Origin of the sequence: Streptomyces sp. SAT1 (assembly GCF_001654495.1) — a bacterium.
GTDB classification, from domain to species: domain Bacteria; phylum Actinomycetota; class Actinomycetes; order Streptomycetales; family Streptomycetaceae; genus Streptomyces; species Streptomyces andamanensis.
This window is the reverse complement of the sequence record NZ_CP015849.1, coordinates 1,349,640-1,370,159: the sequence shown is the minus strand read 5'-3', so window position 1 is coordinate 1,370,159 and position 20,520 is coordinate 1,349,640. Positions and strand designations below refer to the sequence as shown.

Sequence of the window (20,520 nt, the reverse complement as noted above, 5' to 3'; positions counted from 1 at the left end):
GGCCACGGATGCCCCGTGGGTGACCTGTGGACAACCGGATCCGCCCCGGTGGCGACCTGTGGACAACCGGCCGCGTCCCGGCGCGGGCCCCGGACGAGTCCGCCGTCACACCGTCCGTGGCCTGCCGGATCCACCGGCCTCGCGCTAGGGTCGTGCGCACACGCACGTTACTCATCGGTAAGGGGATTGGGCATGCGGCTCGGGATCAACCTCGGCTACTGGGGTGCCGGCATGGACGCGGACAACCTGGCCGTGGCCCAGGAGGCGGACCGCCTCGGCTACGACGTGTGCTGGGCGGCCGAGGCCTACGGCTCGGACGCGGCCACCGTGCTCACCTGGGTCGCGGCGCAGACCGAGCGCATCGACGTCGGCTCGGCCATCTTCCAGATCCCCGCCCGGCAGCCCGCGATGACGGCGATGACCGCCGCCACGCTCGACTCGCTGTCCGGCGGCCGGTTCCGGCTCGGCCTCGGCGTCTCGGGCCCGCAGGTCTCCGAGGGCTGGTACGGCGTCAAGTTCGACAAGCCGCTGGCCCGCACCCGCGAGTACGTCGAGATCGTCCGCAAGGCCATGACCCGCGAGCGGCTGACCCACGACGGCGAGCACTGGACGCTGCCGCTGCCCGGCGGCCCCGGCAAGCCGATCAAGCTGACCGTGCACCCGCAGCGCGAGCACATCCCGCTCTACATCGCCGCCATCGGCCCGAAGAACCTGGAGCAGACCGGCGAGATCGCCGACGGCGCGCTGCTCATCTTCCCCTCCGCCGACCATCTGGAGGAGACGGCGATCCGCCCGCTGCGGGCCGGACGGGAGAAGGCCGGGCTGACGATGGACGGCTTCGACGTCTGCCCGACCGTGCCCCTCGCGCTCGGCGACGACAAGGACGTGTCCGCGCTCGCCGACACCTTCCGCCCGTACACGGCGCTGTACGTCGGCGGCATGGGCAGCCGCAAGCAGAACTTCTACAACCAGCTCGCCGGACGCATGGGCTATGAGAAGGAAGCCGCCGAGATCCAGGACAAGTACCTGTCCGGCGACAAGCAGGGCGCCGCGGCCGCCGTGCCGCAGCGGCTGATCGACCAGACCACGCTGCTCGGCTCCGTCGACCGGATCGCGGACCGGATGAAGGCGTACGCGGCGGCCGGTGTCACCACCCTCACCCTGGCCCCGGCGGGCTTCACCCGCGACGAGCGCCTGGCGTCGCTGCGCGCCGGCACCGCGGCCCTGGAGCGCGCCGGACTGGCGTGACACCCGGTCCGTGCCACCGGACCACCGGACGAGGGCGGACGCGCCGGTGCGCGCCCGCCCTCCCGGGACGTCTCACGGCCGTGGTGGGGGCTCGGGGGTCCTCCCCGCCACGGCCGTCACCGGGAACAACGCGCCGGGGCCCGCGGGGTTACGGCCCGCGCGCCGGGCGTACGCCGCGCCCTCCGGCGCAACCCGCCCCGCGCGAGTCGCGTCACCCGGGCGACCGCACCCGGCACGTCCTCCGCGTCGGTGCGGCGGTGCAGTGGTGCACTGGTGCGGCTCCGGGCCCGCCCGGACCCGCCGTCCTCACAGCCAGTCCCGCCGCTTGAACTGCCGGTACAGCAGCACCTCCAGGACGGCCATCAGTCCGATCACCGCCGGGTACGACCAGATCCAGTGCAGCTCGGGCATGTGGTCGAAGTTCATGCCGTAGATGCCGGCGATCATCGTCGGGATCGCCGCCATGGCCGCCCACGCGGAGATCTTCCGCATGTCGTCGTTCTGCTGGACGCTGGTCTGCGCCAGATGGGCCGAGAGGATGTCCGAGACGAGCCGGTCCAGGCCCTCCACGGACTCGTTCACCCGGGTCAGGTGGTCGCTGACGTCCCGGAAGAAGGGGTGCGCCGCTTCGTCCACGAACGGCACCGTCGCGGTGAACGCGCCCACCCCGGTCCCGCCCAGACGGGACATGGGCACCGCCAGCGGGCCCGTCGCGCGCCGGAACTCGGTGATCTGCCGCTTGAAGTTGTAGATGCGGGAGGCGGTGTGCCGCGAGCCGCCCCGGTCGGGGGAGAAGACCTCCGCCTCCAGCTCCTCCAGGTCGGTCTGCAACTCGGTCGCCACGTCCAGATAGTGGTCGACGGTCGCGTCGGCGATCGCGTACAGCACGGCGGTCGGACCCTTGCCGAGCATCTCCGGCTCCTGTTCGAGCCGGTGCCGTACGACAGCCAGTCCATCGCTCTCTCCGTGACGCACCGTGACGACGAACGAGTCGCCCAGGAAGATCATGATCTCGCCGGCCGACACCTCGTCGCTCTGCGGCTCGTACCCCACCGGCTTGAGCACCGCGAACAGCGAATCGTCGTAGACCTCCAGCTTGGGCCGCTGATGCGCCTTCAGGGCGTCCTCGACCGCCAGCGGATGCAGACCGAACTCCTCGGTGACCAGGCCGAACTCCTGCTCGGTCGGCTCATGCAGTCCCACCCACACGAACCCCCCGGCCGCCCGCGCCTCGGCCAGGGCGTCGGAGAAGTCCTCCGGGCCCTCCGTGCGGTGTCCGCCACGGTAGATGCCACAGTCGACGATCACTGAGCGTGTTCCCCTTTCGTCCGGCCGACGCCGGAGCCGCGTATACCCCTACCCTGGCCGCATGCCCACGCTGATCCTCGTCAGGCACGGACGTTCCACCGCCAACACCGCGGGACTGCTCGCCGGCTGGACGCCCGGTGTCGCACTCGACGAACGCGGTGCCGCACAGGCCGCCGCGCTGCCCGGCCGGCTCGCCGCGCTGCCGGTCGCCGAGGTGGTCACCAGCCCGTTGCAGCGCTGCCAGGAGACCGTACAGCCCCTCCTGGACGCGCGGCCCGGCCTGGGCGCGCACACCGACGAGCGGATCGGGGAGTGCCACTACGGCGACTGGTCGGGCCGCAAACTCGCCGAGCTCAAGGACGAGCCGCTGATGGAGGTCGTGCAGGCGCACCCCTCCGCCGCGGCCTTCCCCGGGGGCGAGTCCCTGCGCGCCATGCAGACCCGGGCCGCCGAGGCGGTGCGCGAGTGGAACGCGCGCGTGGAGCGCGACCACGGCCCCGACGCCGTCTACCTGATGTGCTCCCACGGCGACATCATCAAGTCCCTGGTCGCCGAGGCGCTCGGCCTCCACCTCGACCTCTTCCAGCGGATCTCCGTCGAACCCTGCTCCGTCACCGCGATCCGCTACACCAGGCTGCGGCCCTTCCTGGTGCGCCTCGGCGACACCGGCGACCTCACCTCCCTCGCGCCGCGCGAGGAGAGCGCCGGCGGCGACGCACCGGTCGGGGGCGGCGCGGGCGCACCGTGATCGTCGGCCGCAGTAGGGTGAAGCGGTCGCCGTAGCCCCACCCCCTCCGTCGTTTACCGTCGTTTCCCCCGTTTCTCCCGATCCCCATGGAGACAGGACGTGTCCCGTCAGGTGTTCCTCTACGACCCCCCGGACCGTTTCGTGGCCGGCACGGTCGGACTGCCCGGACGCCGTACGTTCTTCCTCCAGGCCACCGCAGGCTCCCGGGTGACCAGCGTGGCCCTGGAGAAGACCCAGGTCGCGGCGCTCGCCGAACGCATGGACGAACTGCTCGACGAGGTGGTGCGCCGCAGCGGCGGCAACGCCGCCGTGCCCGCGATGGCCCCCACCGAGATCGCCGACACCGGCCCGCTGGACACCCCCGTCGAGGAGGAGTTCCGGGTCGGCACCATGGCGCTCGCCTGGGACGGCGAGGAAGAGCGCATGGTCGTCGAGGCCCAGGCCCTCGTCGAACTCGACGCCGAGTCCGAGGAGGACCTCGCCGAGGCCGAGGAGCGGCTGCTCCAGGACGAGGAGAACGGCCCCCCGATGCTGCGGGTCCGGCTCACCGGCACCCAGGCGAGGGCGTTCGCCAAGCGCGCACTCGACGTCGTCAACGCCGGGCGGCCGCCGTGCCCGCTGTGCAGCCTCCCGCTCGACCCGGAAGGACACGTATGTCCGCGCCAGAACGGATACCGCCGCGGGGCGTGACGCCGCACGCGGCGTCCGCCGAACTGCTCGCCCGCGGCGAGCTGACCGTGCGCGGCCGCATCCGTGAGGCCTCCAACGCGGCGCTGCTGTGCACCGTCGCGCACGAGGGCCGGGAGGCGTCCTGCGTCTACAAGCCGGTCGCCGGGGAGCGCCCGCTGTGGGACTTCCCCGACGGCACCCTGGCCGGCCGCGAGGTGGCCGCCTACGAGGTCTCCGAGGCGACCGGCTGGCACCTGGTGCCGCCGACCGTGCTGCGCGAGGGCCCCTACGGCGAGGGCATGGTCCAGCTGTGGATCGAGGCCCAGGAGGAGGGACCCGGCACCGAACTGCTCGCCCTGCTGGACGCCGAGGAACCGGGCCCCGGCTGGAAGGCGATCGGCTTCGCCGAGGTCGGCGAGGACCGCACCGCGCTCTTGGTGCACGCCGACGACGAGCGGCTGCGGCGGCTGTCCGTGCTGGACGCGGTGATCAACAACGCCGACCGCAAGGGCGGCCATCTGCTGCCCGCCCCGGACGGCCGCCTCTACGGCATCGACCACGGCGTCACCTTCCACACCGAGAACAAGCTGCGCACCCTCCTGTGGGGCTGGGCGGGCGAGCCCCTGCCGCAGGAGGCCCTGGGCGTCCTCAAGGGCCTCAGGGACGCCCTGGGCGACGGCGGCGCCCTCGCCGCCCGGCTGGCCGCCCTCATCGCCCCGGCGGAGATCGGGGCCGCACGCGCGCGCGTGGACGCCCTCCTCGCCTCCGGGGTCCATCCCGAGCCGACGGGGGAGTGGCCGGCGATCCCCTGGCCGCCGGTGTAGCGGCAGCGCGGCAGCACACCCGCCGTGATCGCGCAAGAACGCCTTACCGGTCATCTGCGCGGTCCGGTTCGTAGACGGGACCGCGGTCCGGTTACGCTCATGACATGCATGCCTGGCCCGCTTCCGAGGTCCCCGCCCTGCCTGGTCAGGGCCGCGACCTGAGGATCCACGACACCGCGACCGGGGGCCCGGTGACCCTCGACCCCGGTCCCGTCGCCCGTATCTACGTCTGCGGCATCACGCCGTACGACGCCACCCACATGGGGCACGCGGCGACCTACAACGCGTTCGACCTCGTCCAGCGCGTGTGGCTCGACACCAAGCGCCAGGTCCACTACGTCCAGAACGTGACCGATGTCGACGATCCGCTGCTGGAGCGGGCGCAGCGCGACGACGTCGACTGGGTGAAGCTGGCCGAGCAGGAGACGGCGCTGTTCCGCGAGGACATGACCGCCCTGCGGATGCTGCCGCCGCGCCACTACATAGGCGCCGTGGAGGCGATACCCGGCATCGTCCCGCTGGTGGAGCGCCTGCGTGACCTGGGCGCCGCCTACGAACTCGACGGCGACGTCTACTTCTCCGTCGAGTCCGACCCCCACTTCGGTGCGGTCTCGCACCTCGACGCCGCCGCGATGCGGCTGCTGTCCGCCGAGCGCGGCGGCGACCCCGACCGCCCCGGCAAGAAGAACCCGCTCGACCCGATGCTGTGGATGGCGGCGAGGGACGGCGAACCCAGCTGGGACGGCGCCTCCCTGGGCCGCGGCCGGCCCGGCTGGCACATCGAGTGCGTGGCCATCGCCCTCGACCACCTCGGCATGGGCTTCGACGTCCAGGGCGGCGGCTCCGACCTCGTCTTCCCGCACCACGAGATGGGTGCCTCGCACGCCCAGGTGCTCACCGGCGAGTTCCCGATGGCCAAGGCGTACGTGCACGCGGGCATGGTCGCGCTGGACGGCGAGAAGATGTCCAAGTCCAAGGGCAACCTGGTCTTCGTGTCCCGGCTGCGCCGCGACGGCGTGGACCCGGCCGCCATCCGGCTCTCGCTGCTCGCCCACCACTACCGCTCCGACTGGGAGTGGACCGACCAGGTGCTCGCCGACGCCGTGGCGCGGCTGGAGCGCTGGCGCGCGGCCGTCTCCCGGCCCGACGGCCCGTCCGCCGACGCGCTGGTGGAGGAGATCCGCGACGCCCTCGCCGCCGACCTGGACTCCCCGGCCGCGCTCGCCGCGGTCGACCGCTGGGCCGCGCTCCAGCAGGAGCGGGGCGGCACCGACACCGGCGCGCCCGGCCTGGTCTCGCGGGCCGTGGACGCCCTGCTGGGAGTGGCCGTCTGACCCGGCCGGTTCCCTGACGGCGATCGGGGGCGGTGCGCGATCCGCGCACCGCCCCCGATCCGTCCGTCCCCGGCTCCGGGCCGCTCAGTCCTTCGGAGCGTCGTCCCCCGGCTCGCCGTCGCCGCCGTCCCGGCCGGCGCTGCCGTCGTCGGTCTCCGCCTCGGGCTCGTCGGTCTCCGCCTCGGGCCGCTGCGGCTTCGGCGGACGGGTGCGCCCGCCGGGGCCGTCCCGCAGGAACGAGCCGCCCTCGCCGCCGTCCGCCGTGGCGTGCCCGCCGGAGGAGGGCCCGCCCCCGTCCCGGCGCCGCAGATACCGCTCGAACTCGCGGGCGATGGCCTCGCCCGACGCCTCCGGCAGCTCGGCGGTGTCCCGGGCCTCCTCCAGCGTCTGCACGTACTCGGCGACCTCGGTGTCCTCGGCGGCCAACTGGTCCACGCCCACCTGCCAGGCCCGTGCGTCCTCGGCCAGCTCGCCCAGCGGGATCCGCAGGTCGAGCAGGTCCTCCAGGCGGTTCAGCAGCGCCAGTGTGGCCTTCGGGTTGGGCGGCTGCGACACGTAGTGCGGCACCGCCGCCCACAGGGAGACCGCCGGGACGCCCGCGTGCGTGCACGCCTCCTGGAGGACGCCCACGATGCCCGTCGGGCCCTCGTACTTGGTCTCCTCCAGGTCCATCCGGCGGGCCAGGTCGGCGTCGGAGGTCGTCCCGCTGATCGGCACCGGGCGGGTGTGCGGGGTGTCGCCGAGCAGGGCGCCCAGGATCACCACCAGTTCCACCCCCAGCTCGTGCGCGAAACCGAGCAGTTCGTTGCAGAACGAGCGCCAGCGCATGGACGGTTCGATCCCGCGCACCAGAACCAGATCGCGCGGTTTGTCCCCGCCGATCCGCACCACCGACAGCCTGGTCGTCGGCCAAGTGATCTTACGCACACCGCCGTCCATGAAGACCGTGGGGCGGTTCACCTGGAAGTCGTAGTAGTCCTCGGCGTCCAGCGCCGCGAACACTTCGCCCTTCCACTCCTTCTCCAGATGCGCGACCGCGGTGGAGGCGGCGTCGCCGGCATCGTTCCAGCCCTCGAACGCGGCCACCATGACCGGGTCGATCAGCTCGGGTACCCCCTCGAGCTCGATCACCCAGCGCCTCCTTCCGACGTGCCCTCGCTTGACCCACCAACCTTACGGCGTGCCGCGGGGGCGACCGCGACCCCCTTGCACGGGGGAGTGAACGCATCACTGCCCCGTCCGAGACACTCGAACACCCATGATCGCCGCTGCCCGCCGCCGGACCTGCGGCGCGCCCCACCCCTCCGAGGGCTGACCGCTGTCACAGCGCCGAGCGCAGCCAGTGCTCGACGCTCGCGATGTGCACCGTCGCCCACGAACGGGCCGCCTCCGCGTCCCGGTCGCGCAGTGCCCCGAGGATCGCCCGGTGCTCGCGCAGCGTGCGGCCCACGGCGTCCTCCTGGGTCAGCCCGCGCCAGACCCGGGCCCGAGTGGTGGGCCCGGACAGCCCGTCGAGCAGAGCGCAGAGCACCGAGTTGCCCGAGCCGGCCACGATGCCCCGGTGGAACTCCAGGTCCGCTGCGACCAGTTCCTCCACCGAAGGGGCCGGGCCCAGCGTGTCCAGCTGCGCCTCCAGGGCGTCCAGACGCCCCTCGTCGAGGCGGGCGGCCGCCAGCGCGGTCGCGGCCGGCTCCAGGATGCGGCGCACCGCCAGGAACTCCAGCACGGTGTCGTCGCGGTGGAAGTCGACGACGAAGCTCAGCGCCTCCAGCAGGAGTTGCGGATCCAGACTGCTCACATACGTGCCGTCGCCCTGGCGCACGTCCAGGATCCGCATCAGCGACAGCGCGCGCACCGCCTCCCGCAGGGAGTTGCGCGACAGCCCCAGACCGGCGGCGAGTTCGCTCTCCCCGGGCAGCCGGTCACCGGGCCGCAGCGCACCGGAGACGATCATGGCCTTGATCTTCTCGATCGCCTCGTCGGTCACTGCCATGCTCGGTCTCCGCTCCGTCAGACATGGGATGTCTCGGCGGCCATTATGCGGCCGGGCCGCCGACCGCTCCCGGCCCGCGGCCCGGCCCGCGCACCCGTGCGAAGCCCTGGACGGCTCTCGCGTACGGAGCCCCGGAAGGCCCTCCCGCACAGCCGTCGGGGGCGGCCCCGCGGCCGCGGAACCGCCCCCACCGCCGTGCGGACTACTTCTTGTCGAGCACGTCCTGCACCTTCGCGCGGACCTCGTCCGTGGCCAGGCCGCGGATCGTCAGCGTCGTACGGCGGCGCAGCACGTCGTCGGGCGTCTCGGCCCACTCCTGGTCGCGCGCCCACACGACCTGCGCCCAGATCTCCGGGGCGTCCGGGTGGACCCGCTCGCCCAGCTCCGGGTTCTCGTTGGCCAGCCGGGCGATGTCCAGGGCCAGCGAGCCGTAGTGCGTGGCCAGGTGCCGGGCGGTGTCGGCGGCCATGCGCGGGCCGGGCGCCGGACGGTCCACCAGCAGCCGGTGCTCGACCGCGCGGGGGTTGGCGATACCCGGCAGCGGCAGCTTCTTCGGCAGCGCCGAGATCGGCTCGAAGTCGTCGCCCAGCGGGTGGCCCGGCAGCGACTCCAGCTTCTTCATCACGGTGCGGCCGATGTGCCGGAACGTGGTCCACTTGCCGCCGGCCACGGACAGCATGCCGCCCCTGCCCTCGGTCACGACCGTCTCGCGCTTGGCCTTGGCGGTGTCGCCGGGGCCGCCGGGCAGCACCCGCAGACCCGCGAAGGCGTAGGTGATCAGATCGCGGTCGAGCTGCTGGTCGCGGATGGAGAACGCGGCCTCGTCGAGTATCTGGGCGACGTCCTTGTCGTTGACCGCGACATCGGCCGGGTCGCCCTCGTACTCCTCGTCGGTGGTGCCCAGCAGCAGCATGTCCTCCCAGGGGAGGGCGAAGGTGATGCGGTACTTGTCGATGGGCGTGGCCAGCGCGGCCTTCCACGGCGCGGTGCGCTTGAGGACCAGGTGCGCGCCCTTGGACAGCCGGATGGAGGGCGCCGCGTTCGGGTCCTCCAGCCTGCGCAGGTGGTCGACCCACGGACCGGTGGCGTTCAGCACCAGCCGGGCGTCCACGCCGAACTCGTCGCCGGACAGCCGGTCCTTCAGTTCGGCGCCGGTGACCCGGCCCTTGGTGAAGCGCAGCCCGGTGACCTCGGCGTGGTTGAGGACGACCGCGCCCGCCTCGACGGCCGCGCGGACCGTCATCAGCGCCATGCGCGCGTCGTTCATCTGGTCGTCGCCGTAGACGGCCACGGCCTTGAGGTTCTCGGTGCGCAGCTCGGGCACGTCCTGCGCGGCCTTGGCCGGGCTGAGCAGGTGGCCCACGCCGTCACCGAACGCGGAGAGCGCGGAGTAGGCGAAGACGCCCGCCCCGAGCTTCGCCGCGCCGTGCGGCCCGCCCTTGTACACGGGGAGGTAGAAGGTGAGCGGGTTCGCCAGGTGGGGGGCCACCTGGCGGGAGACCGCACGGCGCTCGAAGTGGTTCTCCGCCACCAGCTTCACCGCGCCGGTCTGCAGGTAGCGCAGACCGCCGTGGAGCAGCTTGGAGGAGGCGGAGGAGGTGGCGCCGGCCCAGTCGCCGGCGTCGACCAGGGCCACCCTGAGTCCGGACTGCGCGGCGTGCCAGGCGGTGGAGATGCCCAGGATGCCGCCGCCGATCACGAGGAGGTCGTACGTCGCCTTGGAGAGCTGTTCCCGGGTCTCGGCCCGGCTCGGGTTCGAGCCGGAGGCCGGGTGCGTCCCGAGGGCAGGCACGGACAGGGTGGACTGACTGGTCATGGTGGTTCTTACTCCTCGTCAGCTTTCTTCGGCGATCCAGCCCATGGTCCGCTCGACGGCCTTGAGCCAGCTCTTGTACTCACGGTCGCGGGTGTCCGCGTCCATGCGGGGGGTCCATTCGGCGGCCCGGCGCCAGTTCTGGCGCAGGTCGTCGGTGGAGGCCCAGAAGCCGACGGCGAGACCGGCGGCGTAGGCGGCGCCGAGGCAGGTGGTCTCGGCGACCATCGGGCGCACCACGGGGGCGTCCAGGAAGTCCGAGAGCGTCTGCATCAGCAGGTTGTTGGAGGTCATGCCGCCGTCGACCTTCAGCGCGGCCAGCTCGACGCCGGAGTCCTTGGTCATGGCGTCGGCGATCTCCCGCGTCTGCCAGGCGGTGGCCTCCAGAACGGCGCGCGCGAGGTGCGCCTTGGTGACGTACCGGGTCAGGCCGGCGATCACACCGCGGGCGTCGGAGCGCCAGTACGGGGCGAACAGGCCGGAGAAGGCCGGCACGAAGTAGGCGCCGCCGTTGTCCTCGACCGAGAGCGCCAGCGTCTCGATCTCGGCGGCGGTGGAGATCAGGCCCATCTGGTCGCGCATCCACTGCACCAGGGAGCCGGTGACGGCGATCGAGCCCTCCAGCGCGTAGACCGGCTTCTGGTCGCCGATCTGGTAGCCGACCGTGGTCAGCAGCCCGCTGTAGGAGTTGATGATCTTGTCACCGGTGTTCATCACCATGAAGGTGCCGGTGCCGTACGTCGACTTGGTCTCGCCCTCGGCGAAACAGGTCTGGCCGAACAGCGCGGCCTGCTGGTCGCCGAGCGCGGAGGCGACCGGGATCCCGCCGAGCAGCTCGCCCAGTCGGCCGCCCTTGACCTCGCCGTAGACCTCCGCGGAGGAGCGGATCTCGGGCAGGATCGCCGTCGGGACGCCGATGGACTCGGCGATCTTCGGGTCCCACTCCATCCTGTGCAGGTTCATCAGCAGGGTGCGGGAGGCGTTGGTGACGTCGGTGACGTGCTTGCCGCCCTCGGCACCACCGGTCAGGTTCCAGATGACCCAGGTGTCCATCGTGCCGAAGAGGATGTCGCCCGCCTCGGCGCGCTCGCGCAGGCCCTCGACGTTGTCGAGCAGCCAGCGGGCCTTGGGCCCGGCGAAGTAGGAGGCCAGCGGCAGGCCGGTCTCGCGGCGGAAGCGGTCCTGGCCGACGTTGCGGCCCAGCTCGCGGCAGAGGGCGTCGGTGCGGGTGTCCTGCCAGACGATGGCGTTGTGGACGGGCTCACCGGTGTTCTTGTCCCACAGCACGGTGGTCTCGCGCTGGTTGGTGATGCCGATGGCCTTGATGTCGTCGCGGGTGATGCCGGCCTTCTCGACGGCTCCGGCGACGACCTCCTGGACGTTGGTCCAGATCTCGGCGGCGTCGTGCTCGACCCAGCCCGGCTTGGGGAAGATCTGCTCGTGTTCCTTCTGGTCGACGGAGACGATCCGGCCGTCCCGGTCGAAGACGATGCAGCGGGAGGAGGTCGTGCCCTGGTCGATGGCGGCGATGAAGGGTCCGGCGGTGTGGGCGTCGGTCACTGTCTGCTCCTGAGGTCCGTGGTCAGTGGGGCTGCGCGTACGGCGCGTGCGGTGCGGCTCGGCGCGCGCCGCCCGTGGGGCGGGCGCGCCGCTCGTCAGGCGAAGGCGACGTTGTAGACACCGGCGGCGATGGCCGCGCCGACCAGCGGGCCGACCACCGGGATCCAGGCGTAGCCCCAGTCCGAGCCGCCCTTGTTGGGCAGCGGGAGGAGGGCGTGCACGATACGCGGGCCGAGGTCGCGGACCGGGTTGATCGCGTAGCCGGTGGGACCGCCGAGCGAGAGGCCGATGGAGACGACCACGAAGCCGGTGATCAGGGCGCCGATGACACCGAGGCCGTTGCCCTTGTCGTTCAGGCCCTGGGTGAGGATCGCGAGGATCAGCACGAAGGTGCCGATGATCTCCGTGGCGAGGTTCTGCACCACGTTGCGGATCTCCGGGCCGGTGGAGAAGACACCGAGCACAGGGCCTGCGCCCTTCTCCTGCGCCTCGACGGCCTTGGCGGTGGTGACCTGCGCGCCGGGACCGCCGACGATCTCCTTGTCGGTCAGGTGCGCCTGGAACTGGCCGTAGTAGGCGGCCCAGACGAGCACCGCGCCGATCATGGCGCCGAGCAGCTGACCGGCGAGGTAGGTCGGCACGTTCGTCCACGCGCCGTCCTTGATGGCGATGGCGAGCGTCACGGCCGGGTTGAGGTGGGCGCCGGAGAGCGGACCCGATATGTACGCGGCCGTCATGACGGCGAAGCCCCACCCGAAGGCGATGGCGAGCCAGCCGGCGTTGCGGGCCTTGGAGGCCTTCAGGGTGACGGCGGCGCAGACGCCGCCGCCGAGCAGAATGAGTATGGCGGTACCGATGGTCTCGCCGATGAAGATGTCGGAGCTGGACACCCGCGACTCCTTTGTCCTTCGTCCAGGGGAAGCCGAACCCCGGGTCCCTCCGGGGGTCTGGTGCCCTCGGGGTGAGAGCGATGCCGGCCCTTGGCGTTGTCACACTCTAACGCGTTTTTCCGCAAGGTGTTCGACAATGCCGACCGGTGGACGCGAGTCTCACCCTCTCCCAGACGGGCGTCAAGAGGTCTGTTGCGCAAAGCACGATCGTTACGTGGCGCCCCGGACCGCACCGGCGCGCGCGGCCCGGCACGGCTGCCGTGCGCGACCCGGCGCGACACCCGCGCGCGGGTGTGCGAAAGGCCGGTACGCGAGGGCGTACCGGCCGGTGCGGCCCGGGGCCGCGGAGGGTGGGCGACGACGCGTCGCCGGAGCGCGGACGGCCGCTCAGAACCGCCCGGCGCCCAGGTCGCGGGAGACCGCGCGGGCGCAGTCGCGCACCGCCGCTATCAGCTCCGGGCGCAGCTCCCCGTCCCGGCAGACCCGCTCCACGGCGCCGGTGATGCCGACCGCCCCCACCGGCATCCGCCGCCGGTCGTGGATGGGCGCCGCGATGGACGCCACACCCTCCCAGGTCTCCTCCACGTCGGCCGCGTACCCGCGCGCGCGGGTGAGGTCCAGGAGCTGCTCGAAGTCGGGGGCCGTGCACACCGTCCGGTCCGTGAAGGCCCGGCGCTCGGTCTCCAGCGCCTCGCTGTGCGCGACCGGGTCGTAGGCCGACAGGACCTTGCCCAGGGCCGTGGAGTGCAGCGGCTGCATGGCCCCGATCTCCAGGACCTGCCGGCTGTCGTCGGGCCGGAAGACGTGGTGCACGATCAGCACGCCCTGCTGGTGCAGGACGCCCAGGTGGACGCTCTCCCCGCTGGAGCGGGCCAGGTCGTCGGTCCACACCAGGGCGCGCGCCCGCAGTTCGTGCACGTCCAGATAGGTCGTGCCCAGACGCAGCAGCTCCGCGCCGAGCTGATAGCGCCCGGAGGCGTCGTCCTGCTCCACGAACCCCTCCTGCTGGAGGGTGCGCAGGATGCCGTGGGCGGTGCCCTTGGCGAGGCCCAGCGACGAGGCGATGTCCGACAGGCCGAGCCGTCGCTCGCCGCCCGCGAGCAGCCGCAGCATCGCGGCGGCCCGTTCGAGCGACTGGATGTTCCGTGCCATCGCCGTGCTGCCCTCCGTCCCCTTCGGCCGCCGGCGCGCGATGTGCTGCCGCCGTTCGGCAATGCCGAACACTACCGGTCCTTGTCGACTCTCCGCTAATGGTCGGCCCTCAGCTGTTACGCAACCGGCCATCCGCCCCGGCAACGGTGACATGCTCGTCCGTGTGGTGGACGCCCCTGACCGCCCGCCTCCGGTCCCGGCTACTCTTGCGGCGTGCGCCCTTCCCGGGAGCCCTGGGCCGACCGCCCGGGACCGCCGGGGAAGACGCAAAGCCGACAGCCGTCGCACCTCCAGGGAGCCCCTTCATGGCCTCGTTGCCGCCGACCCCTTCCGCCGACAGTTCCGTCGGCAGTTCCGCCGACAGCCGGACCCGGGTGTCCGCCCTCCGCGAAGCGCTCGCCACCCGCGTGGTGGTCGCCGACGGAGCGATGGGCACCATGCTCCAGGCCCAGGAGCCCTCGCTGGACGACTTCCAGCAGCTGGAGGGCTGCAACGAGGTCCTGAACGTCACCCGCCCCGACATCGTCCGCTCGGTCCACGCCGCGTACTTCGACGCCGGTGTGGACTGCGTGGAGACCAACACCTTCGGCGCCAACCTGACCGCCCTGGGCGAGTACGACATCCCCGAGCGGATCACCGAACTGTCCGAGGCCGGGGCCCGGATCGCCCGCGAGACGGCGGACGAGTTCGCCGCCCGGGACGGCCGGCAGCGCTGGGTGCTCGGCTCCATGGGACCGGGCACCAAGCTGCCCACCCTGGGCCACACCACGTTCGCCGCCATCCGCGACGCCTACCAGCAGAGCGCCGAGGGGCTGCTCGCCGGCGGCGCCGACGCGCTGCTGGTGGAGACCACGCAGGACCTCCTCCAGACGAAGGCGTCGGTGATCGCCGCCCGCCGGGCCATGGCGACGGCGGGCTACGACGTGCCGCTGGTGGTCTCGGTGACCGTCGAGACGACCGGCACCATGCTGCTGGGCTCGGAGATCGGCGCCGCGCTGACCGCGCTGGAACCGCTGGGTGTCGACATGATCGGCCTGAACTGCGCCACCGGCCCCGCCGAGATGAGCGAGCACCTGCGCTACCTCGCCCGGCACGCCCGCGTCCCCCTGTCGTGCATGCCGAACGCCGGCCTGCCCGTGCTCACCAAGGACGGCGCGCACTACCCGCTGACCGCGCCGGACCTGGCCGACGCGCAGGAGCACTTCGTCCGCGACTACGGCCTGTCCCTCATCGGCGGCTGCTGCGGCACCACGCCCGAGCACCTGCGCCGGGTCGTGGAGCGGGTGCGCGGCCTGACCCCCACCGCCCGCGACCCGCGCCCCGAGCCGGGCGCCGCGTCCCTGTACCAGACGGTCCCCTTCCGGCAGGACACCTCGTACCTCGCCATCGGCGAGCGCACGAACGCCAACGGCTCCAAGAAGTTCCGCGAGGCCATGCTGGAGGCCCGCTGGGACGACTGCGTGGAGCTGGCCCGCGAGCAGATCCGCGAGGGCGCGCACATGCTCGACCTGTGCGTGGACTACGTCGGCCGGGACGGCGTGGCCGACATGGCCGAGCTGGCCGGGCGCTTCGCCACCGCCTCCACCCTGCCGCTGGTCCTGGACTCCACCGAGGTCGAGGTCATCCGGGCCGGTCTGGAGAAGCTGGGCGGCCGCGCGGTGATCAACTCGGTGAACTACGAGGACGGCGCGGGACCGGACTCCCGCTTCGCCCGTGTCGCCGAGCTGGCGGGCGAGCACGGCGCCGCGCTGGTCGCGCTCACCATCGACGAGCAGGGCCAGGCGCGTACGCCCGAGAAGAAGGTCGAGATCGCCGAACGGCTGATCGACGACCTCACCGGCAACTGGGGCATCCGCGAGGAGGACATCCTCGTCGACTGCCTGACCTTCACGATCTGCACCGGCCAGGAGGAGTCCCGCAAGGACGGCCTGGCCACCATCGAGGGCATCCGCGAGCTGAAGCGCCGCCACCCCAAGGTGCAGACCACGCTCGGCCTGTCCAACATCTCCTTCGGCCTGAACCCGGCCGCCCGGATCCTGCTGAACTCCGTCTTCCTCGACGAGTGCGTGAAGGCGGGCCTGGACTCCGCGATCGTGCACGCCTCCAAGATCCTGCCGATCGCGCGGTTCGACGAGGAGCAGGTCACCACGGCCCTCGACCTGATCTACGACCGGCGCCGCGAGGGCTACGACCCGCTGCAGAAGCTCATGCAGCTGTTCGAGGGCGCCACCGCGAAGTCCCTGAAGGCGGGCAAGGCCGAGGAACTGGCCGCGCTGCCGCTGGACGAGCGCCTCAAGCGGCGCATCATCGACGGCGAGCGCAACGGCCTGGAGGCCGACCTCGACGAGGCGCTGGAGACCCGCAGGGCGCTGGACATCGTCAACGACACCCTGCTGGACGGCATGAAGGTCGTCGGCGAACTGTTCGGCTCCGGCCAGATGCAGCTGCCGTTCGTGCTCCAGTCCGCCGAGGTCATGAAGAACGCGGTGGCCCATCTGGAGCCGCACATGGAGAAGACCGACGAGGCGGGCAAGGGCACCATCGTGCTCGCCACCGTCCGCGGCGACGTCCACGACATCGGCAAGAACCTCGTCGACATCATCCTGTCCAACAACGGCTACAACGTCGTCAACCTGGGCATCAAGCAGCCCGTCTCGGCCATCCTGGAGGCCGCCGACGAGCACCGGGCCGATGTGATCGGCATGTCCGGACTGCTGGTCAAGTCCACGGTGATCATGAAGGAGAACCTGGAGGAGCTGAACGCCCGCGGCCTCGCCGCCAGCTATCCGGTCATCCTCGGCGGCGCCGCGCTGACCAGGGCCTACGTCGAACAGGACCTGTACGAGATCTACGAGGGCGAGGTCCGCTACGCCCGCGACGCCTTCGAGGGGCTGCGCCTGATGGACGCCCTCATCGGCGTCAAGCGCGGCGTCCCCGGCGCCAAGCTGCCCGAACTGCGCCAGCGCCGGGTCCGCCCGGCCGCCGCCGAGATCGAGGAGCGCCCGGAGGAGGGCCACGTCCGCTCCGACGTGGCCACCGACAACCCGGTGCCCGAGCCGCCGTTCTGGGGCACCCGGGTCAGCAAGGGCATCCCGCTCAAGGAGTACGCGTCCTGGCTGGACGAGGGCGCGCTGTTCAAGGGCCAGTGGGGGCTGCGCCAGGCCCGCACCGGCGACGGGCCGACCTACGAGGAGCTGGTGGAGAGCGAGGGCAGGCCTCGCCTGCGCGGGCTGCTCGACCGGCTCCAGACGGACAACCTCCTGGAGGCGGCCGTCGTCCACGGCTACTTCCCGTGCGTGTCCAAGGACGACGACCTGATCGTCCTGGACGAGCGGGGCAACGAGCGCACCCGCTTCACCTTCCCGCGCCAGCGCCGCGGCCGCCGGCTGTGCCTGGCGGACTTCTTCCGCCCGGAGGAGTCGGGCGAGACCGACGTCATCGGCTTCCAGGTCGTCACCGTCGGCTCGCGGATCGGCGAGGAGACCGCACGGCTGTTCGCCTCCGACTCCTACCGCGACTACCTGGAGCTGCACGGCCTGTCCGTGCAGCTGGCCGAGGCCCTGGCCGAGTACTGGCACGCCCGGGTCCGCTCCGAGCTGGGCTTCGCCGGCGAGGACCCGGACGCCATGGAGGACATGTTCGCCCTGAAGTACCGCGGGGCCCGCTTCTCCCTCGGCTACGGCGCCTGCCCCGACCTGGAGGACCGCGCGAAGATCGCCGCCCTGCTGGAGCCCGAGCGGATCGGCGTCCACCTCTCCGAGGAGTTCCAGCTCCACCCGGAGCAGTCCACCGACGCCATCGTGATCCACCACCCGGAGGCGAAGTACTTCAACGCCCGCTGAGCGGTTCCCGCGGCCCCCGGGACAGGAGCACCGGTCTCCGGTCCCGGGGGCCGCGTGCGCCCGGCGCGCGGCCCCCGGCGACGGCCGTGGGGCCCGCTGCCGGCCCGCGCGAGGCGGGTGCGAGGCGGGTGCGAGGCCCGCGCGAGGTGTTCGCAGGGCGTTCGCCCGGTCCGCGTCGTACACTGGTCGGTCCACTGCAGGCCGGTTCCCGCGCGGGAACCGGCCTGATCGTCCCTCAAGGAGGTATGCCGGATGACCAGTACGGTCCCCGCGCTCGGCACCTGTACGGCCGAAGGCTCAGCCCTTCAGGCGGTGCTCCTCGACATGGACGGCACGCTGGTGGACACCGAGGGTTTCTGGTGGGACGTGGAGGTCGAGGTCTTCGCCACGCTCGGCCACCGCCTCGACGAGGCGTGGAGACACGTCGTCGTCGGCGGCCCCATGACCCGCAGCGCCGGCTTCCTCATCGAGGCCACCGGCGCCGCCGTCACCCTCGCCGAGGTGACCGTGCTGCTCAACGCGGGGTTCGAGGACCGTATCGGCCGGACCCTGCCCCTGATGCCGGGCGCCGCGCGGCTGCTGGCCGAGCTGTCCGCGCACGAGATCCCCACCGCCCTGGTCTCCGCCTCCCACCGGCGCATCATCGACCGCGTCCTGGCCTCGCTCGGCCCCCACCACTTCGCCCTGTCGGTCGCCGGCGACGAGGTGGCGCGCACCAAGCCGCACCCCGACCCGTATCTGCTGGCCGCCTCCCGGCTGGGCGCGGACCCGGCGCGGTGCGCGGTCGTCGAGGACACCGCGACCGGGGTCGCCGCCGCGGAGGCGGCCGGCTGCCAGGTGGTCGCCGTGCCCTCCGTCGCGCCCATCGCCCCCGCCCCGCGCCGCACCGTCGTCGGCTCGCTCGAAGAGGTCGACCTGCCGTTCCTCCAGTCGCTGATGACGTACCCGCAGCCGCCGAGCACGGGCTGACCCGGACGCCGGGACGCCGGGGCGCCGGGGCGCCGGAGAGGGGCCTCGGCGGGCGCCGCGGCGGAATCGTCCCGGTCCGTACTGGCGTACGGGATAATCCTGGTGACGGGTGTGCGAATGAAGGGGAATCCCGCCGGATGGCTGAATTCCGGCACCGGTCCGCCGAGTTGGCAATGTGACGTTCGTCACGTGACTCAGGGTGGACGGTGGTCCGCCGGTGTGCAGGGCCCCCCGTGCCGGGCCTCAACCGACCGCCCTTGTGTCCCGATTGGTGAAAGGCTGCACGAATCCTTCCGGTGGCGCGTTTTCACACCGTCGACAGCCGGTTCCGCTGTGTGATGGCGGAGCGGATCCGGGGGCGGCGGGCCGCGTCCGGGGCGCGGACTAGTCTCGTCGCGAGACCATCGTCCTCACCCCGTGATCGGCCGCACCACCCCCTCTGCATGCCGGGTACACGGACATGACAGCCCCTGGAGAAACTCGAGCATGAACCGCAAGACTTTGGTGCTGCCGGCCGTGGTCGGACTGCTCGCGCCGGTGCTCGCCGCATGCGGTGGTTCCGACAGCGGCGGCAAGAGCGGCGACGCCATCGTCATCGGCACCACGGACCGGTTCACCGCCACCAAGGACGCCCCCGCGCCGCTGGACCCGGCGTACGCCTATGACATCGGCACCTGGAACCTGCTGCACCAGACGCTGCAGACTCTGATGATCCAGCCCAAGGGCGACGGCCAGCCGGTCCCCGAGGCCGCCGAGAAGTGCGGCTTCACCGACAGCGGCAACGAGCGCTACGCCTGCACGCTGCGCGAGGGCCTGAAGTTCGCCGACGGCACCCCGGTCACCGCGGCCGACGTGAAGTTCTCCGTCGACCGCGCCCGCGCCATCAAGTCGGAGAACGGCGTCTTCGCCCTGCTCTCCACCGTCGACACCGTGGAGACCCGCGGCGACCGCGAGGTGATCTTCCACCTCAACACGGCCGACGCCACCTTCCCCTTCAAGCTGTCGACCCCCGTCGCGGGCATCCTCAACCCCAAGGACTACGACAAGGGCAAGCTGCGCGACGGCTTCAGCGTGGACGGCTCCGGTCCGTACACCATGAAGGCCGACGTCAAGAACAACGAACTCGTCGACGCCGTCTTCACCAAGAACCCCCACTACCAGGGGACGTTGAAGGTCAACAACGACAAGGTCGAGCTGCGCAGCTTCACGGACGCCGACGCCATGGGCGCCGCCCTGGACAAGGGCGACATCGACCTGATGACCCGTGCGATGTCGCCGGACCAGATCCGCAAGCTCTCCAACGCCTCCGGCGACAGCAAGATCGACCTCGTCGAGATGCCCGGTCTCGAAGTGCGCTTCCTCGCCTTCAACACCGATGCCGCCAGCGTGAAGGACAAGGCCGTACGGCAGGCGATGGCCCAGCTGATCAACCGCAGCGACCTGGTCGCCAAGGTCTACGGGACCCAGGCCGACGCGCTGTACTCGATGGTCCCGGCGACCATCACCGGCCACTCCAACTCGTTCTTCAACAAGTACGGCGACCCCAACGTCGGCAAGGCCAAGTCGCTGCTGGAGAAGGCCCACATCACCACCCCGGTCAAGTTCACGATGCACTACACGACCGACCACTACGGCCCGGCCACCAAGAAGGAGTTCGAGGTGCTCCAGCAGCAGCTCAACTCCAGCGGCCTGTTCGACGTCGACATCCAGGGCACCCCCTGGAAGGTCTTCCACCCGACGTCGCAGAAGGGCCAGTACGACGTCTACGGCATGGGCTGGTTCCCCGACTTCCCGGACGCCGACAGCTTCATCGCGCCGTTCCTGGACGCCGACAACACCCTCAACACGCCGTACGTCAGCAACGAGATCCGCAAGAACCTGCTCCCCGAGTCCCGCCGCCAGGCCGACCGGCTCGCCGCGTCCACCAGCCTGACCGCCATCCAGGACCTCGTGGCCAAGGACGTGCCGCTGCTGCCGCTGTGGCAGGGCAAGCAGTACGTCGCCACCCGTGACGACATCACCGGCGCCGCCTACGTCATCGACTCCTCGGCCACCCTGCGGCTGTGGGAGCTCGGCCGCGGTGTGAGCGGCTGACCCACACGGCTCCGCGCACGACAGAGGCGCCCCCTCCCGGCAGGCCGGGCAGGGGCGCCTCTCTCGTTCCTCGTAC

Annotated in this window: 15 protein-coding genes; 8 read left to right on the top strand and 7 right to left on the bottom strand. The window is 71.9% G+C overall.

All coding sequences use genetic code 11. From position 1 onward, the window contains the following. Positions 1 to 192 precede the first annotated feature (192 nt). Positions 193 to 1,248 carry an LLM class F420-dependent oxidoreductase gene (locus A8713_RS05965; protein ID WP_064531910.1) on the top strand — a complete coding sequence of 352 codons (1,056 nt, stop codon included), beginning with the start codon at positions 193 to 195 and terminating at the stop codon, positions 1,246 to 1,248. Between the two features lie 306 nt (positions 1,249 to 1,554). On the opposite strand, the gene A8713_RS05960 is transcribed toward A8713_RS05965, so the two are convergent. Beyond that, positions 1,555 to 2,556, bottom strand: coding sequence for a magnesium and cobalt transport protein CorA (locus tag A8713_RS05960; protein ID WP_064531908.1), 1,002 nt, complete (start codon positions 2,554 to 2,556; stop codon positions 1,555 to 1,557). 61 nt (positions 2,557 to 2,617) lie between these two features. On the opposite strand from A8713_RS05960, the gene A8713_RS05955 reads away from it, so the two are divergent. From A8713_RS05955 to mshC, 4 genes are all read left to right on the top strand, one after another. Next, a complete protein-coding gene (locus tag A8713_RS05955; protein ID WP_064531906.1) occupies positions 2,618 to 3,304 on the top strand; it encodes a histidine phosphatase family protein in 687 nt (228 codons plus the stop codon). A 99-nt stretch (positions 3,305 to 3,403) separates the two neighbouring features. Continuing rightward, entirely contained in the window at positions 3,404 to 3,994 is a 591-nt protein-coding gene (locus tag A8713_RS05950; protein WP_064531904.1) for a DUF3090 domain-containing protein, read from the top strand. After that, positions 3,958 to 4,797, top strand: coding sequence for an SCO1664 family protein (locus tag A8713_RS05945; protein ID WP_173860803.1), 840 nt, complete (start codon positions 3,958 to 3,960; stop codon positions 4,795 to 4,797). The genes A8713_RS05950 and A8713_RS05945 overlap by 37 nt, the downstream gene beginning before the upstream one ends. A 104-nt stretch (positions 4,798 to 4,901) precedes the next feature. Further along, on the top strand, positions 4,902 to 6,131 hold the full coding sequence (mshC, locus tag A8713_RS05940) for a cysteine--1-D-myo-inosityl 2-amino-2-deoxy-alpha-D-glucopyranoside ligase (protein ID WP_064531900.1): 1,230 nt from the start codon (positions 4,902 to 4,904) through the stop codon (positions 6,129 to 6,131). An 84-nt stretch (positions 6,132 to 6,215) separates the two neighbouring features. Here the strand turns inward: mshC and A8713_RS05935 are convergent, their stop codons facing one another. The 6 genes from A8713_RS05935 to A8713_RS05910 all read right to left on the bottom strand — a co-directional run bounded on the left by A8713_RS05935 (position 6,216) and on the right by A8713_RS05910 (position 13,539). Continuing rightward, positions 6,216 to 7,262 carry a PAC2 family protein gene (locus tag A8713_RS05935; protein ID WP_064531898.1) on the bottom strand — a complete coding sequence of 349 codons (1,047 nt, stop codon included), beginning with the start codon at positions 7,260 to 7,262 and terminating at the stop codon, positions 6,216 to 6,218. Between the two features lie 190 nt (positions 7,263 to 7,452). After that, positions 7,453 to 8,124, bottom strand: a complete 672-nt coding sequence (locus A8713_RS05930) for a FadR/GntR family transcriptional regulator (protein ID WP_064531896.1) — start codon at positions 8,122 to 8,124, stop codon at positions 7,453 to 7,455. A 202-nt stretch (positions 8,125 to 8,326) separates the two neighbouring features. Continuing rightward, a complete protein-coding gene (locus A8713_RS05925) occupies positions 8,327 to 9,940 on the bottom strand; it encodes a glycerol-3-phosphate dehydrogenase/oxidase (RefSeq protein WP_064531894.1) in 1,614 nt (537 codons plus the stop codon). Between the two features lie 18 nt (positions 9,941 to 9,958). After that, positions 9,959 to 11,497 (bottom strand): glycerol kinase GlpK, encoded by a 1,539-nt coding sequence (gene glpK, locus A8713_RS05920; RefSeq protein WP_064531892.1) that lies wholly within the window; start codon positions 11,495 to 11,497, stop codon positions 9,959 to 9,961. A gap of 95 nt (positions 11,498 to 11,592) precedes the next feature. Then, positions 11,593 to 12,387: an MIP/aquaporin family protein gene (locus A8713_RS05915; RefSeq protein WP_064531891.1), complete on the bottom strand. Its 795-nt coding sequence runs from the start codon at positions 12,385 to 12,387 to the stop codon at positions 11,593 to 11,595. A 387-nt stretch (positions 12,388 to 12,774) separates the two neighbouring features. Then, complete coding sequence (locus A8713_RS05910; protein WP_026252954.1) at positions 12,775 to 13,539, bottom strand: IclR family transcriptional regulator; 765 nt, start codon at positions 13,537 to 13,539, stop codon at positions 12,775 to 12,777. Positions 13,540 to 13,844: 305 nt separating this feature from the next. On the opposite strand from A8713_RS05910, the gene metH reads away from it, so the two are divergent. The 3 genes from metH (at position 13,845) to A8713_RS05895 (ending at position 20,444) form a co-directional block, all read left to right on the top strand. Next, a complete protein-coding gene (gene metH / locus A8713_RS05905) occupies positions 13,845 to 17,381 on the top strand; it encodes a methionine synthase (RefSeq protein ID WP_064531890.1) in 3,537 nt (1,178 codons plus the stop codon). A gap of 252 nt (positions 17,382 to 17,633) precedes the next feature. After that, complete coding sequence (locus tag A8713_RS05900; RefSeq protein WP_064531887.1) at positions 17,634 to 18,350, top strand: HAD family hydrolase; 717 nt, start codon at positions 17,634 to 17,636, stop codon at positions 18,348 to 18,350. 486 nt (positions 18,351 to 18,836) lie between these two features. After that, on the top strand, positions 18,837 to 20,444 hold the full coding sequence (locus A8713_RS05895) for an ABC transporter substrate-binding protein (RefSeq protein ID WP_064531885.1): 1,608 nt from the start codon (positions 18,837 to 18,839) through the stop codon (positions 20,442 to 20,444). Positions 20,445 to 20,520: the final 76 nt, after the last annotated feature.

Excerpts from the sequence above, each read along its gene's own strand:
- A8713_RS05965 (WP_064531910.1), top strand. The coding sequence starts at position 193 with ATGCGGCTCGGGATCAACCTCGGCTACTGGGGTGCCGGCATGGACGCG.
- A8713_RS05955 (WP_064531906.1), top strand. The coding sequence starts at position 2,618 with ATGCCCACGCTGATCCTCGTCAGGCACGGACGTTCCACCGCCAACACC.
- A8713_RS05945 (WP_173860803.1), top strand. The coding sequence starts at position 3,958 with ATGTCCGCGCCAGAACGGATACCGCCGCGGGGCGTGACGCCGCACGCG.
- mshC (WP_064531900.1), top strand. The coding sequence starts at position 4,902 with ATGCATGCCTGGCCCGCTTCCGAGGTCCCCGCCCTGCCTGGTCAGGGC.
- A8713_RS05930 (WP_064531896.1), bottom strand. The coding sequence starts at position 8,124 with ATGGCAGTGACCGACGAGGCGATCGAGAAGATCAAGGCCATGATCGTC.
- A8713_RS05925 (WP_064531894.1), bottom strand. The coding sequence starts at position 9,940 with ATGACCAGTCAGTCCACCCTGTCCGTGCCTGCCCTCGGGACGCACCCG.
- A8713_RS05910 (WP_026252954.1), bottom strand. The coding sequence starts at position 13,539 with ATGGCACGGAACATCCAGTCGCTCGAACGGGCCGCCGCGATGCTGCGG.
- metH (WP_064531890.1), top strand. The coding sequence starts at position 13,845 with ATGGCCTCGTTGCCGCCGACCCCTTCCGCCGACAGTTCCGTCGGCAGT.
- A8713_RS05900 (WP_064531887.1), top strand. The coding sequence starts at position 17,634 with ATGACCAGTACGGTCCCCGCGCTCGGCACCTGTACGGCCGAAGGCTCA.
- A8713_RS05895 (WP_064531885.1), top strand. The coding sequence starts at position 18,837 with ATGAACCGCAAGACTTTGGTGCTGCCGGCCGTGGTCGGACTGCTCGCG.